General features: G+C 39.4%; 15 protein-coding genes. 12 read left to right on the top strand and 3 right to left on the bottom strand.

Annotated features, from left to right (window positions below):
• The first annotated feature begins 58 nt into the window (after positions 1 to 58).
• The 10 genes from CDW55_RS08510 (at position 59) to lipB (ending at position 9,393) form a co-directional block, all read left to right on the top strand.
• Positions 59 to 625, top strand: coding sequence for a cytochrome b/b6 domain-containing protein (locus CDW55_RS08510; RefSeq protein ID WP_088469314.1), 567 nt, complete (start codon positions 59 to 61; stop codon positions 623 to 625).
• 16 nt (positions 626 to 641) lie between these two features.
• Positions 642 to 1,772 carry an efflux RND transporter periplasmic adaptor subunit gene (locus CDW55_RS08505; RefSeq protein ID WP_088469313.1) on the top strand — a complete coding sequence of 377 codons (1,131 nt, stop codon included), beginning with the start codon at positions 642 to 644 and terminating at the stop codon, positions 1,770 to 1,772.
• 208 nt (positions 1,773 to 1,980) lie between these two features.
• Positions 1,981 to 3,402 carry an anthranilate synthase component I family protein gene (locus CDW55_RS08500; RefSeq protein WP_088469312.1) on the top strand — a complete coding sequence of 474 codons (1,422 nt, stop codon included), beginning with the start codon at positions 1,981 to 1,983 and terminating at the stop codon, positions 3,400 to 3,402.
• Between the two features lie 8 nt (positions 3,403 to 3,410).
• Complete coding sequence (locus tag CDW55_RS08495) at positions 3,411 to 3,977, top strand: anthranilate synthase component II (RefSeq protein WP_088469311.1); 567 nt, start codon at positions 3,411 to 3,413, stop codon at positions 3,975 to 3,977.
• Positions 3,978 to 3,987: 10 nt separating this feature from the next.
• The gene (gene trpD, locus CDW55_RS08490; RefSeq protein WP_088469310.1) at positions 3,988 to 4,974 is read left to right on the top strand and encodes an anthranilate phosphoribosyltransferase; all 987 of its coding nucleotides are present in this window, start codon (positions 3,988 to 3,990) and stop codon (positions 4,972 to 4,974) included.
• Positions 4,975 to 4,983: 9 nt separating this feature from the next.
• Positions 4,984 to 5,757: an indole-3-glycerol phosphate synthase TrpC gene (gene trpC / locus CDW55_RS08485; RefSeq protein WP_088469309.1), complete on the top strand. Its 774-nt coding sequence runs from the start codon at positions 4,984 to 4,986 to the stop codon at positions 5,755 to 5,757.
• Positions 5,758 to 5,759: 2 nt separating this feature from the next.
• Positions 5,760 to 6,386 carry a phosphoribosylanthranilate isomerase gene (locus tag CDW55_RS08480; protein WP_088469308.1) on the top strand — a complete coding sequence of 209 codons (627 nt, stop codon included), beginning with the start codon at positions 5,760 to 5,762 and terminating at the stop codon, positions 6,384 to 6,386.
• Positions 6,373 to 7,554, top strand: coding sequence for a tryptophan synthase subunit beta (gene trpB / locus CDW55_RS08475; protein ID WP_088469307.1), 1,182 nt, complete (start codon positions 6,373 to 6,375; stop codon positions 7,552 to 7,554). The genes CDW55_RS08480 and trpB overlap by 14 nt, the downstream gene beginning before the upstream one ends.
• 133 nt (positions 7,555 to 7,687) lie before the next feature.
• Complete coding sequence (gene trpA, locus CDW55_RS08470) at positions 7,688 to 8,491, top strand: tryptophan synthase subunit alpha (RefSeq protein ID WP_088469306.1); 804 nt, start codon at positions 7,688 to 7,690, stop codon at positions 8,489 to 8,491.
• Between the two features lie 179 nt (positions 8,492 to 8,670).
• A complete protein-coding gene (lipB, locus tag CDW55_RS08465) occupies positions 8,671 to 9,393 on the top strand; it encodes a lipoyl(octanoyl) transferase LipB (RefSeq protein ID WP_088469305.1) in 723 nt (240 codons plus the stop codon).
• 23 nt (positions 9,394 to 9,416) lie between these two features.
• On the opposite strand, the gene CDW55_RS08460 is transcribed toward lipB, so the two are convergent.
• Both CDW55_RS08460 and CDW55_RS08455 read right to left on the bottom strand, forming a co-directional pair.
• Positions 9,417 to 10,034 carry a peptide deformylase gene (locus tag CDW55_RS08460; protein ID WP_088469304.1) on the bottom strand — a complete coding sequence of 206 codons (618 nt, stop codon included), beginning with the start codon at positions 10,032 to 10,034 and terminating at the stop codon, positions 9,417 to 9,419.
• A 2-nt stretch (positions 10,035 to 10,036) separates the two neighbouring features.
• Positions 10,037 to 10,330, bottom strand: coding sequence for a putative quinol monooxygenase (locus tag CDW55_RS08455; protein WP_088469303.1), 294 nt, complete (start codon positions 10,328 to 10,330; stop codon positions 10,037 to 10,039).
• Positions 10,331 to 10,510: 180 nt separating this feature from the next.
• Here CDW55_RS08455 and CDW55_RS08450 point away from each other — a divergent pair, with 180 nt between their 5' ends.
• Both CDW55_RS08450 and CDW55_RS08445 read left to right on the top strand, forming a co-directional pair.
• Positions 10,511 to 11,848, top strand: coding sequence for a dihydrolipoamide acetyltransferase family protein (locus tag CDW55_RS08450; RefSeq protein WP_088469302.1), 1,338 nt, complete (start codon positions 10,511 to 10,513; stop codon positions 11,846 to 11,848).
• A 222-nt stretch (positions 11,849 to 12,070) separates the two neighbouring features.
• A complete protein-coding gene (locus tag CDW55_RS08445; RefSeq protein WP_088469301.1) occupies positions 12,071 to 12,544 on the top strand; it encodes a GNAT family N-acetyltransferase in 474 nt (157 codons plus the stop codon).
• 72 nt (positions 12,545 to 12,616) lie between these two features.
• Here the strand turns inward: CDW55_RS08445 and CDW55_RS08440 are convergent, their stop codons facing one another.
• Positions 12,617 to 13,066, bottom strand: a complete 450-nt coding sequence (locus tag CDW55_RS08440) for a GAF domain-containing protein (RefSeq protein ID WP_088469300.1) — start codon at positions 13,064 to 13,066, stop codon at positions 12,617 to 12,619.

The following is a 13,066-nucleotide window of genomic DNA, read 5'->3' as shown; positions in this document are numbered from 1 at the left end:
AATTTTTTGCTGCGAAGTTTCAACTAAAACTTCAAAACGAAATTTAAAAATAAAAGCTATGAAAAAATTCACAACACTCCACAGATTTATCCACTGGTTAATCGCCGTTGCAATGCTGGTTCTTTTTACTACCGGATTTTTAAGAATGTACTGGATGTCTAAAAAAACAATTACTGCGGCAATTTCCGCAGAATTGACCAAAAATAATGTTCAACTGCCCCAAGAAAGTGTAGTTGGGATCGCGAAAAGCATCATTAACCCGATGTTCGATTGGCATCTCAATTTCGCGTATGTGCTTGTGTTCGCTTACATTTTAAGAATAATATATCTATTAGCTAAAGGCGTAAGATATCCTAATCCTTTCTCCAAATCATCTACAGGAAAAGAGAAACTTCAGGGAACTGTGTACAGTATTTTCTATATTTTGTTGACGGTGCAAATTATCACAGGTTTTGCGTTGATGTGGGAACTTGCTTCAGAACAGGCGCTGGAAAGGGCAGAACAGATACACAAATTTGCCGTCTACTGGATGCCTGTATTTGTATTACTACATTTTGCTGGAATTACAGTAGCAGAACTCACGAATAAAAAAGGAATTGCCTCCAAAATGATTGGCGGAGAATAATTAAACCATTAAAAAAATGAAAAAATCAATTATAGCAGTGCTTTCCGGGGTTCTTTTATTCTCCTGTGCCAAAAAGGAGGAGGCGGTAGCCCAGGAAACGTACGCCATTTCCGGCGACCAAATCACACTCACCGATTTACAGAAAAAAACCGCCGGAATTGAAACTACAACCCTTAATAACGAAAATATTGCTAACAAAATTCTGCTTACCGGGCAGATCAATGTGCCGCCAACAGGAATGGCAGGCGTATCATCTTCTACCGGAGGAATTATAAAAACTGCGCGTTTTGTCCCCGGAAATTATGTAACCCGTGGGCAAACCTTAGCCGTGGTAGAAAATCCTGAATTGGCGCGGCTTCAGCAGGAATATCTTCAGTCAAAATCGAATTTGGGTTATGCACAAAAAGATTATAACCGTCAGAAATATCTGAATAAATATCAGGCAAGTTCCGACAAGGTTACTCAGAAAGCTGCCAACGAAGCCCAATCACAGGGTGCTGCCGTTCGCGGAATTGAGTCTCAACTGCGTTCGTATGGAATTAATCCCGGAAGTGTGAGTTCCGGAAATATCAGAAAATCTGTGAGCGTTGTTGCACCGATTTCGGGCTACATTTCCCGAGTGAATGCGACTATTGGCCAATATGTTTCTTCCGCCGATGTTTTGTATGAAATCGTAAATAACGGACAAACGCATTTGGCTCTGAAAGTGTTTGAAAAAGATCTTAATAAAATTTCTGTCGGACAGAATGTTTATGCATTCACAAACCAGAATCCTGAAAAAAAGTACGCAGCAGTTGTGAAATTAATCGGAAAAGATTTCGCGCCGGACCGCAGTGTTCTGATTCACTGCGATTTGATAGACAAAAACGAAAGCCTTATTCCGGGAACATTTATGAATGCAGAGATTGAAGTAAATGCAGAGAAAGGTTTTGTGATTCCCGACGATGCCATCGTAACCTGGGAAGGCAAACAGTATATTTTTGAAGAGATAAAACCGAAAACGTACAAAATGTTTCCCGTAACGATAGGAAATGCTGAAAACGGTTTAACCGAACTGCTTAATTTTGACGTTAAAAATGCCAATAAAGCCTTCGTAACCAAAGGAGCATATCATTTGCTAATGGCACTGAAGAATGTTGAAGAATAAATTTTTTAATTTTTTTCTTTTTAAATTAGAAATGATTTATATATTTGCAACAATGAAAACGAATAACAATACAAACTGGTGGTGGCCTCAAAACTTTCAAAGTCTTGAGCACTGCTCTTTTGTGTAAAAATTTATATTTTATCAAAAAATTGAAAAGACTTTGACGTAATGTTAAAGTCTTTTTTTTATTTAAAAATTTCACCAAATAATGAATTTCAATCAGAAAATAAAACTCAAAACCACCGTAAAATCGACGCTGAGCGACCTTTTTACTCCCATCGGAATTTACCTTCGACTTCGGGACCAGTTCCGCGATACCATTCTTCTTGAAAGTGCCGGAAATCAAAATACCGACAATAATTTTTCCTTCATCGCAGTAAATGCAATCGCCGGAATTGAAATTAAAAATTATACTGAAGCCCAGATTAAATTCCCGTTAGAAAGTCCTGAAACCCTAAATATTGAAAATGAAAAACTAACAGATTTACTTCAGAATTTTTCAAAAGTTTTTGAATGTGAACTGGCAAATCATGAAATTGCCAAATCAGCGCAGGGATTTTTTGGCTACACTTCTTACGACGCCATTCCGTTTTTTGAAAATATAAAATTCAAGGAGCTTTCAGAGGAAAACAGAATTCCGCTTTTGCGTTACCGTCTTTACCAGTATGTTATTGCGATCAATCATCATAACGATGAAATGTTTCTGATCGAAAACAAAATTGTGGGTTTAAAATCAGAAATCTCAGTGGTTGAAAATTTAATCCAGCAAAAAAATGCACCGGTTTTTCCGTTTCAAAAAACAGGTTCTGAAGAATCGAATTTAACAGACGAAGAATACAGAAATGGCGTAAAAACTGCTAAAAAACACTGTTTCCGTGGCGATGTTTTCCAGTTGGTTTTAAGCCGAAGATTTCAGCAGAAATTTATCGGCGATGAATTCAATGTTTATCGTGCTTTGCGCAACATCAATCCTTCACCTTATCTGTTTTTCTTCGATTACGGAGATTATAAACTGATGGGTTCCAGTCCGGAGAGTCAGTTGATTATTAAAGACCAGAAAGCCGTTATTCATCCCATCGCAGGAACATTCAAACGCACCGGAAATATCGGGGAAGATTTGAGATCTGCCGAAGAACTCAGAAAAGACCCAAAAGAAAATGCCGAACATACGATGCTTGTTGATTTAGCGCGAAATGATTTAAGCATTATCGGAAAAAATACTACGGTTTCAAAACTCAAGGAAATTCAGTTTTTTTCGCATGTCATCCATATGGTTTCAGAAGTCACTGCTGAGGTTTCCGAGGATCAAAATCCGTATGAAATGATCGCAACAACATTTCCGCAGGGAACTTTAAGCGGCGCTCCGAAATACCGCGCCATGCAGCTGATTGATGAATATGAGAAAACTTCGCGCAGTTTCTATGGAGGTTCTATAGGTTTCGTTGGTTTTGATGGAAGCTGCAATCAGGCGATTATGATCCGCACTTTTTTAAGTAAAAACAATACTTTATTTTATCAGGCCGGAGCCGGAATTGTGGCCAAATCTTCTTCAGAAAACGAACTGCAGGAAGTCAATAATAAATTAGGCGCACTGAAAAAAGCAATTCTTAAAGCAGAAAAATTAGTTTAAAATATCTCATGAAAATATTAGTTTTAGATAATTACGACAGTTTTACCTACAATCTTGTTCAGATGATTGAACAGATTATGGGTGAGAAAGTAGAGGTGTTCCGCAATGACCAGATTTCTTTGGATGACATCAATAAATACAACAAAATCATCCTTTCACCCGGTCCCGGAATTCCCCAGGAAGCCGGAATTCTTCTGGATCTTATTAAAAAATATGCTCCTACAAAATCAATTCTCGGTGTTTGTCTTGGTCAACAGGCGATTGCGGAAGCTTTCGGCGGAAGTTTAATCAATCTCTCAGAGATTTTCCACGGTGTTGCAACCGAAGCAACTCAAATGAGAGACCATAAACTTTTCAAAAATTTACCTGAAAAACTTGAAGTTGGCCGGTACCATTCCTGGGCCGTAAATCCTGAAGATTTTCCAGATGAACTTGAAATTACAAGCGTCGACGAAAGTGGAATGATTATGAGTCTCAAACACAAAACCTACGATGTGCACGCCGTTCAGTATCATCCGGAAAGTATTTTAACACCTCAAGGAAAACAGATTTTAGAAAACTTTCTGACTTCTTAAAATCAAAAAAATGAAACAGATTTTACAATATTTATTCAACCATAATACGCTTTCAAAAGCGGAAGCAAAAGCCATTCTCACAGAAATTGCCCAAAACAAATTCAATGAAAATGAGGTCACTTCTTTTGTAACCGTTTTTCTCATGCGCAGCATTACTTTGGAGGAATTGGAAGGCTTTCGCGAAGCGCTTTTGAATCTTGCAGTTCCTGCGGATTTAGGAACCGACGATTTGGTCGATATCGTGGGAACCGGCGGTGACGGAAAAGACACGTTCAATATTTCCACATTGGCAAGTTTTGTGGTTGCCGGCGCCGGCCAAAAAGTCGCGAAACATGGCAATTACGGTGTTTCAACCGTTTCAGGTTCGTCGAATGTACTGGAAGAACTTGGTTATCAATTCAAAACAAATACTGAAGATTTACAGAAAGATCTGGAAAAAGGAAATATTTGCTTCCTTCATGCGCCACTTTTTCATCCGGCATTGCGATCTGTAGCGCCGTTGAGGCGAGGTTTGGGTTTGCGGACTTTCTTCAATGTTTTAGGTCCGCTGGTTAATCCTGCAAAGCCGAAATATTCCATGATTGGCGTTTACAGTTTGGAAATTGCACGTATTTATCAGTATTTATTACAGAAAAAAAACGAAAACTTTCTGTTGGTGCACGCGCTCGACGGATATGATGAAATTTCGCTTACTGGCGACACCAAAATCTTTGATAAAAGCGGCGAATACATTTTCTCAGCAGAAGAATTAGGATTTAAAAATATTGAGCCCGAAACGATTTTTGGCGGAAATACAAAACAGGATGCGGCTCATATTTTCAAAAATATTCTCGAAGGAAATGGTACATACGAGCAAAATTCTGTGGTTTTGGCAAACGCTGCGATTGCATTGAAGAATACCGGAAAATTCGGCGAATATAAAGATTGTTTGCTTCTGGCAAAGGAAAGCCTGGAAAGTGGGAAAGCCTTGCAGTGCTTGAAAAATATCTTAAATTAAAATTGAGGAATGAATATTTTAGACCAAATCATAGAAAGAAAAAAACAGGAAGTTTCAGCGGCAAAATCAAAAATTACGGTGGAGCAACTGCAGGATTCTGAGTTTTTTCATCGCCAAAAGTTGTCATTAAAAGATTCCCTGAAATCAAAATCCGGGATTATTGCAGAATTCAAAAGAAAATCTCCAAGCAAAGGATTAATTAATGACGAAGCAGATGTTCTGGAAGTAGCAAAATATTACGAAAATTGCGGTGCCAGTGGAATCTCGGTTCTTACCGATACTCATTTTTTCGGCGGAAGCATTCAGGATATTCTCAATATCAGAAACGAAATTCACGTTCCCGTCCTGCGAAAAGATTTCATGGTAGATGAATACCAGTTTTACGAAGCAAAATCAATTGGCGCAGATGTAGTTTTACTGATTGCCGCCTGTCTTTCACCTTTACAGGTAAAAGATTTCACCAGTCTTTCTCACGAGTTGGGAATGGAAGTTTTATTGGAAATTCACACGGAAGCGGAACTGAATCATTTTAATAAAGACATCGATTTGGTCGGAATCAACAACCGGAATCTGAAAGATTTTAAAGTCGATTTGCAGCATTCAGTCAACCTGAAAAATCTTCTTCCAAAAGATACGCTGTCTGTTGCAGAAAGCGGAATTTACAGCGTGGAAGATTTCAGATTTTTAAAAGAAAAAGGGTTCAACGGATTTTTAATGGGCGAATATTTTATGAAAAACCAGAATCCGGGAAAAGCATTTGAAGAATTTGTAAATTACTTATAAACATGAAGCTAAAAGTGTGCGGCTTAACAAAAACAGATCAAATTCATGAATTAATTTCGATGAAGGTTGACTTTTTGGGCTTTATTTTCTACAAAAAATCACCACGATATGTTTTAAACCATTTAAGTTTAAGCGAGATTTCCGGAATTAAACATTCAGGAAAAGTCGGAGTTTTTGTAAACGAGTCAGTTGAAAATATTGTAGCAATTGCTGAAGATACAGCGTTGAATTATATCCAGCTTCATGGCGACGAAGAAGAAAACTTTATTGATGAACTGCGGAATAAACTGAATAAAGAAGTAAAAATTATAAAGGTTTTCCGAGTAGGGAATGAATTCGGAAATTTAAAATTCAAAATTCAAAATTTAAAATCAGATGTCGATTATTTTCTTTTCGATACCGATTCCAAAGCATTTGGCGGAACCGGAAAAACCTTCAACTGGCAGATTTTAAATGAACTCGAAATTCCCAAACCTTATTTTCTGAGCGGCGGAATTTCTCCATTAAATTTTAATGATATTCAAAATATTAGGCAGCAACCTTTTGCGCTCGACATCAATTCTAAATTTGAAACCGAGGCTGGAAACAAAGACCTCGAAAAAATAAAAAACTTTTATGAAAAATTATAAAAACCCCGACGAAAACGGATATTACGGCGAATTTGGCGGTGCCTTCATCCCGGAAATGTTATACCCAAATGTTGCGGAATTAAAGGAAAAATATCTTCAGATTATCGAATCTACTGAATTTCAGGAAGAATTTCAGCATTTGCTGAAAAACTATGTAGGAAGAGCAACACCACTGTATTTCGCTAAAAATTTAAGCCAAAAATATCAGACTCAAATTTATTTAAAAAGAGAAGATTTGAACCATACCGGCGCGCATAAAATAAACAATGCACTCGGACAGGCTTTACTCGCCAAAAAACTTGGCAAACACCGCATTATTGCAGAAACCGGTGCCGGGCAACACGGCGTTGCTACGGCGACAGCCTGCGCACTTTTAGGTTTGGAATGCATCGTTTACATGGGCGAAATCGATATCGCAAGACAAGCTCCGAATGTCGCAAGAATGAAAATGCTGGGCGCCACAGTAATTCCCGCAACTTCAGGCTCTAAAACACTGAAAGACGCAGTGAATGAAGCGTTACGCGACTGGATCAACAATTCCACAACCACGCATTACATCATTGGAAGTGTCGTTGGTCCGCATCCGTTTCCCGATTTGGTGGCGAGATTTCAAAGTGTCATTTCGGAAGAAATAAAATGGCAGCTGAAAGAGAAAACCGGACGTGAAAATCCAGATTTCGTCATCGCCTGTGTAGGAGGTGGAAGCAATGCTGCAGGTACTTTTTACCATTTTGTGAATGAAGAAAATGTAAAATTAATTGCGGCCGAAGCCGGTGGTTTTGGAGTGAATTCAGGGAAATCTGCCGCAACTACTTTTCTCGGAACTTTGGGCGTTCTCCACGGCAGCAAAAGCCTAGTGATGCAGACGGAAGACGGACAGGTCATCGAGCCGCATTCCATTTCTGCGGGTTTGGATTATCCCGGAATAGGGCCGTTTCACGCCAATCTGTTCAAAGAAGAGCGCGCAGAATTTTTCTCCGTCAATGATGATGAAGCGCTGAAATCAGCTTTTGAACTCACCAAACTCGAAGGAATTATTCCGGCCTTGGAAAGTGCGCACGCTTTGGCAGTTTTGAACAGAAAAACCTTTGCAAAGGACGATGTCGTTGTAATCTGCCTTTCCGGGCGCGGGGATAAAGACATGGAAACTTATCTTAAAAATATTTAAAATTGTTTGGGCGCCTTTTTCCGTCCTCCGTTCCCGCTTTTTTGCTCGTCGTTCCTCCTCGCAAAAAGAGCTCCACTCAGGCCGGGGCGCGGGTCCAGGCTTTTTAACAATATGTACTCAAAAAACAAAAATCATGACCGACCAAAATAACATTCAATACCCAACCTCTGGCATCCAGCATCCAGCATCCAACACCCAATACCACAAAAAACTCAATATTTACTTTACTGCAGGAGTTCCGGAGTTGGAAGACACGACAGAAATTCTGAAAATTATTCAAAGTTCCGGCGCAGAAATGGTCGAAATCGGGATGCCCTATTCGGATCCCGTGGCGGATGGACCTGTCATTCAGAAAGCCCACGAACTTGCGCTGAAAAACGGCATGACGATCGCAAAACTTTTCGAACAGCTGAAATCGGTAAAAACTGAAATTAAAATTCCCATCATTTTAATGGGCTACATCAATCCGGTTCTGAGTTTTGGCTTCGAAAATTTTTGCCGGGAATGTGCGGAATCCGGTGTGTCGGGACTGATTATTCCCGATCTTCCTCCGATTGAATTTGAAAAAAATTACAGACCGATTTTAGAAAAACATCACCTGAATTTTTCTTTTTTGGTCACGCCGGAAACTTCCGATGAAAGGATCAGGTATCTTGATTCGCTCAGTTCCGGTTTTCTGTATGCAGTTTCGAGTTCGTCAACAACCGGAAGTTCGGTAAAGGAAATCGACAATGATAAATACCTGAAAAACCTTTCGGATTTGAAACTTAAAAACCCTGTGATGATAGGATTTGGGATTCAGTCGAAAGATGATTTCAGGAAAGTGACAGAATATTCAGATGGCGGAATTATAGGCACAGCGTTCGTGAAAATTCTTTTAGAAAAAGAGAACTGGAAGGAAAATGCTACAAACTTTATTCAAAGCATAGTAAATTAATTTGTATTTTTGTGGTCCTAAAAGCGCTTTGGGTTATACAACTGCTTCCGCAATAGGGATTGAAGTGGAAATCCTTTTTCCGCGGCGGCTTCGTCGCCGCGGAAAAAAGATTGCAACGTAAAGCCCGACCCCGCGGCTGTAGTAGCTTGGCAGGGGATTGCCCAAATAATTGTAATTACATGACAGCAACACAGAACAGGAGTTTGAAATTTCAGGATTTAGGTTTGATGGATTATGAAGAAGCATTCGAGTATCAATCGAAACTGATGCAGGAAATCATCGATCTGAAACTTAAAAACCGCGACAGAACTGACGGTTTACATGAAGAAACACCAAATTATCTGCTTTTTGTAGAGCATCCACACGTTTATACCTTGGGAAAATCCGGCGATGAACACAATATGCTCGCAAATTCCGAAAAACTTAAAGCGATTAACGCAACTTTTGTAAAAACAAACCGTGGCGGCGATATTACGTATCACGGTTTCGGGCAGTTGGTGGGTTACCCGGTTCTGGATCTGGATAATTTTAAATCCGATATTTTTCTGTACATGAGAAATCTGGAAGAAGTAATCATCCGCGTGATTGCAGAATACGGGCTGAAAGGCGAACGAAGCGAGGGCGAAACCGGTGTTTGGCTGGATGTAGGGAAACCTTATGCCCGAAAAATTTGCGCAATGGGCGTGAAAACCTCCAAATGGGTGACGATGCACGGTTTCGGGCTGAATGTGAACACCGATTTAAGATATTTTGAATACATTATTCCGTGCGGAATTAAAGATAAGTCTGTAACGTCCCTAAAAAGAGAACTCGAGCGTGAATTTTCCGCTGATGAAGTAGCAGCGTTAAAAGAAAAAATCAAAAAACATTTTATGGACGTTTTTGAGGCGACCTTGATTTAAAATCGCTTACAATCCAAGTTTTCTTACTTAATTTCCTTATAAACCTGCACTGGCTGATAAGTCCTGAGATTTTGCTCTTTAATTTTGTCGGAAATCAGAATGCCAAAAAGATGATCGATTTCGTGCTGGATGATGACGGCCGTAAAACCTTCCACAATTTCATTGTGTTTTTTTCCTTTTAAATCGAAATATTCCAGCTGAATAACTTGGTTTCTATAAAACTGATCCCGAAAATCACTGATGGAAAGATCACCCTCAGGCCCCAGATTCAGTGTTTCCGAACGCCAGATAATTTTAGGATTCAGAAAATACTGTAAAGGCTTTTCTGGTCGGTCAAATCGTTGTACCCAAATAATGTTTCGGTTAATCCCAACCTGTGGTGCAGCAATCCCAACCCCGCCTTTAGTGGAAACCAGTGCAGATTTCATGCGGCTTACTAAAACTTTTGTGTACTTATTCCTTGGCTTAACATCTTTGGATTTTGCTAATAAAACGGTATTTTGCAACGAGTCGGATGTTTGAAAAATAGGCAATGAGGAATTAACGTCTCCCTTCATGATGCGGGAAATTTCTTCTGGTGTAAATTTCTGGCCGAATGTTAAAAAAGGAAGGCTGAAAAGTAAAATATAGATCAGCTTCATGATCAGAACGTTTTAAATCCTTTATAAACCTGAGTGTATTCTTCCATCATTCCAGAAGACTGAATTCTGAAATGATCCAGATGTTCCGTTGTTGAATGTTTGTAATGATGTTCCTGGGATTCCCAAAGTTCCATAATGAAAAAAACGCCTTTGTTTTCGATGTCTTCTACCAGATCATACTGCAGGCAGCCTTCTTCTTTACGGGTTTCGAAGACTAATTTTTTCAGCAGTTCAATTGCGTCCATCAGATAATTTTCTTTGAAACGGAAGAGTGCAACGATATAAAGGTTTTTCATTTTATGAATTTTAATGAGCAAATTTAATTCTTAAAGTCCAAAAAATGTAAAATACTTTTCCTCAATTTAAAAATGGTTTTATATTTTTCTTGATTGTAAAAAAATCAAAAATGTAGTGTAAAAATTCAGATTTCTTTAATCCGTAAAAAATTTTATCTTTGTAAAAATCCAAATCTAAAAATGGCAGAATATAAATTATTACTTCCTTCAATGGGAGAAGGCGTGATGGAAGCTACAATCATCAGTTGGATGTTCAATGAAGGCGACATGGTAAAGGAAGACGATTCCGTAGTCGAAATCGCAACCGACAAGGTAGATTCTGATGTTCCGACGCCTGTTTCCGGGAAAATTGTAAAAATCCTGAAACAGAAGGATGAAGTGGCAAAAATTGGCGAAGCAATTGCGATTATGGAAGTTGCCGGTGCCGGTGAAACTGTTGCAGAACAGCCGCAGGAACCGAAATCTCATAACGAAGTAAAAACCGAAATTCCTGCACCGACTCAGGAAGATATTAAAGAACTCGAAAAACCTTTGGCAGCCGCTGCAACTCAGGAATTTTCTGGAGATCTGTACCTTTCGCCACTGGTGAAAAACATTGCACAGCAGGAAAATATTTCTGAAACCGAACTGAAATCCATCAAAGGAAGCGGTCTTGAAGGTAGAATTACAAAAGAAGATATTTTATCTTACGTAGCCAACAGAAGTGCTACGCCTCAAGCGGTCGCTGCTCCCGCACCAACTCCGCAGGCAGTAGTTTCAGCTCCTGTTGCACAATCCGCTCCAGTTTCCGCTCCGGTTCAGATAGGCGAGGGCGACGAAATTATCCAGATGGACAGAGTTCGTAAAATTATTGCCGATGCCATGGTGAATTCCAAGAGAACTTCGCCGCACGTGACCTCGTTCATCGAAACCGATGTAACCAACGTCGTAAAATGGAGAACGAAACATAAAGACATTTTCGAAAAAAGAGAAGGCGAAAAACTGACTTATATGCCGATTTTTGTGAAAGCAATCGTGAAGGCTATTCAGGATTTCCCATTGATCAACGTTTCGGTGGACGGCGATAAAATCATCAAAAAGAAAAACATCAACATCGGAATGGCAACTGCACTTCCGGATGGTAACCTGATTGTTCCGGTAATTAAAAATGCTGATCAGCTTTCACTTTCCGGACTTGCCAAAGCAATCAACGATTTGGCTTACCGTGCAAGAAACAAAAAACTCAGACCTGAAGATACGCAGGGCGCGACGTACACCATCTCGAATGTCGGAGGATTCGGAAACCTGATGGGAACACCGATTATTCCCCAGCCACAGGTGGCAATTCTTGCCGTTGGCGCAATCGTTAAGAAACCTGCAGTTCTAGAAACTAAAGACGGCGATGTAATTGCGATCCGCAACCTGATGTTCATGTCACATTCTTACGACCACCGTGTGGTAGATGGTTCGCTGGGCGGTATGTTCCTGAAACATGTTCACGATTATCTGCAGAACTGGGATCTGAATACCGAGATTTAAAATTAAACCTCTTAATGATAAGTAATAACCTTCGGCGTGTTCCGGAGGTTTTTTTGTAGAAGTTATTTCCCGCTTTCACCACTCGTTTTTTCTTTTCTTTCCCAATATTTCCTGAAAAATAAAAAAGAGATTACACACACTGCTAAAGTGGGGCTTTGAGGCAGTAATTCCCTCGAAAATTCCATTAATATTAATTATTTTTGCATTATAAAACAAAATAATATGTTTAAAATCCGTAAAGCAGTTCCCAGCGACGCGCCGGTTATTTTCGATTTAATTAAAAAACTGGCGGTTTATGAAAAACTTGAAAATGATGTCATCACTTCAGTAGAAGAACTTCAGCAAAATATTTTCACGAATAATTTCGCCAAAGTTTTAATGGCAGAAGAAAATGGGAAACCAGTCGGATTTGCTTTGTATTTCTACAATTTCTCCACTTTTGTTGGAAAACCTGGGCTTTACCTGGAAGATTTGTTTGTAGAACCGGAACACCGCGGAAAAGGCTACGGAAAATCGCTGCTTATCGAATTGGCAAAAATAGCAGAAGCCGAAAATTGTGGACGTTTTGAATGGTCAGTCCTCGATTGGAATACGCCTTCCATTGAATTTTACAAAGCATTGGGAGCCAAACCGATGGATGAATGGACGGTTTTCCGTTTAGATAAAAAAGGAATTTCTGATTTGGCTGGAAAATAAGAGATTTTCAATAAAGTAAAAAGTGTGGATCTGTTGAAAATCCACACTTTTTTTATTTTAGAATAATTCTGATTAGATAATTTTCGCAATCTCGTCGCAAAGCCATTCCAGCATTTCGCGGTCTTCGGCAGTGAAAGGATCTAAGGTGTGAGAATCAATATCAATCTGCCCGATATTTTCGCCGTTTTTAATAATAGGAACTACAATTTCCGCTTTCGTATCAATGGAACAGCTCAGGTAATTATCCTGTTCATGAACATCGGGAACTACGAAAGTCTCGTTGGAAACCGCAACCTGTCCACAAATACCTTTTCCGAAAGGAATGACGGTGTGATCGGTTTCTGCACCAACATAAGGGCCGAGAATCAGTTCTTCTTTGTCGCCGTTTTTAAAGTAAAATCCGGTCCAGTTGAAATATGAAATTTCCTGATCCAGAAGTTGACAGATTTTCTGTAGTTTAGCTTCAGTATTGTGAGTTGGGCTTTCCAAGATGGAGGAAAGTCTTTTTTTTATTTCAGACAT

The organism is Chryseobacterium sp. VAUSW3 (assembly GCF_002205795.1).
Classification (GTDB): domain Bacteria; phylum Bacteroidota; class Bacteroidia; order Flavobacteriales; family Weeksellaceae; genus Kaistella; species Kaistella yananensis.
This window is presented reverse-complemented; position numbering and strand designations above follow the sequence as displayed.

What these genes read in the sequence shown, in the direction of transcription:
- CDW55_RS08510 (WP_088469314.1), top strand. Translation starts at nt 59, where the DNA reads ATGAAAAAATTCACAACACTCCACAGATTTATCCACTGGTTAATCGCC.
- CDW55_RS08505 (WP_088469313.1), top strand. Translation starts at nt 642, where the DNA reads ATGAAAAAATCAATTATAGCAGTGCTTTCCGGGGTTCTTTTATTCTCC.
- CDW55_RS08500 (WP_088469312.1), top strand. Translation starts at nt 1,981, where the DNA reads ATGAATTTCAATCAGAAAATAAAACTCAAAACCACCGTAAAATCGACG.
- CDW55_RS08495 (WP_088469311.1), top strand. Translation starts at nt 3,411, where the DNA reads ATGAAAATATTAGTTTTAGATAATTACGACAGTTTTACCTACAATCTT.
- trpD (WP_088469310.1), top strand. Translation starts at nt 3,988, where the DNA reads ATGAAACAGATTTTACAATATTTATTCAACCATAATACGCTTTCAAAA.
- trpC (WP_088469309.1), top strand. Translation starts at nt 4,984, where the DNA reads ATGAATATTTTAGACCAAATCATAGAAAGAAAAAAACAGGAAGTTTCA.
- CDW55_RS08480 (WP_088469308.1), top strand. Translation starts at nt 5,760, where the DNA reads ATGAAGCTAAAAGTGTGCGGCTTAACAAAAACAGATCAAATTCATGAA.
- trpB (WP_088469307.1), top strand. Translation starts at nt 6,373, where the DNA reads ATGAAAAATTATAAAAACCCCGACGAAAACGGATATTACGGCGAATTT.
- trpA (WP_088469306.1), top strand. Translation starts at nt 7,688, where the DNA reads ATGACCGACCAAAATAACATTCAATACCCAACCTCTGGCATCCAGCAT.
- lipB (WP_088469305.1), top strand. Translation starts at nt 8,671, where the DNA reads ATGACAGCAACACAGAACAGGAGTTTGAAATTTCAGGATTTAGGTTTG.
- CDW55_RS08460 (WP_088469304.1), bottom strand. Translation starts at nt 10,034, where the DNA reads ATGAAGCTGATCTATATTTTACTTTTCAGCCTTCCTTTTTTAACATTC.
- CDW55_RS08455 (WP_088469303.1), bottom strand. Translation starts at nt 10,330, where the DNA reads ATGAAAAACCTTTATATCGTTGCACTCTTCCGTTTCAAAGAAAATTAT.
- CDW55_RS08450 (WP_088469302.1), top strand. Translation starts at nt 10,511, where the DNA reads ATGGCAGAATATAAATTATTACTTCCTTCAATGGGAGAAGGCGTGATG.
- CDW55_RS08445 (WP_088469301.1), top strand. Translation starts at nt 12,071, where the DNA reads ATGTTTAAAATCCGTAAAGCAGTTCCCAGCGACGCGCCGGTTATTTTC.
- CDW55_RS08440 (WP_088469300.1), bottom strand. Translation starts at nt 13,066, where the DNA reads ATGTCTGAAATAAAAAAAAGACTTTCCTCCATCTTGGAAAGCCCAACT.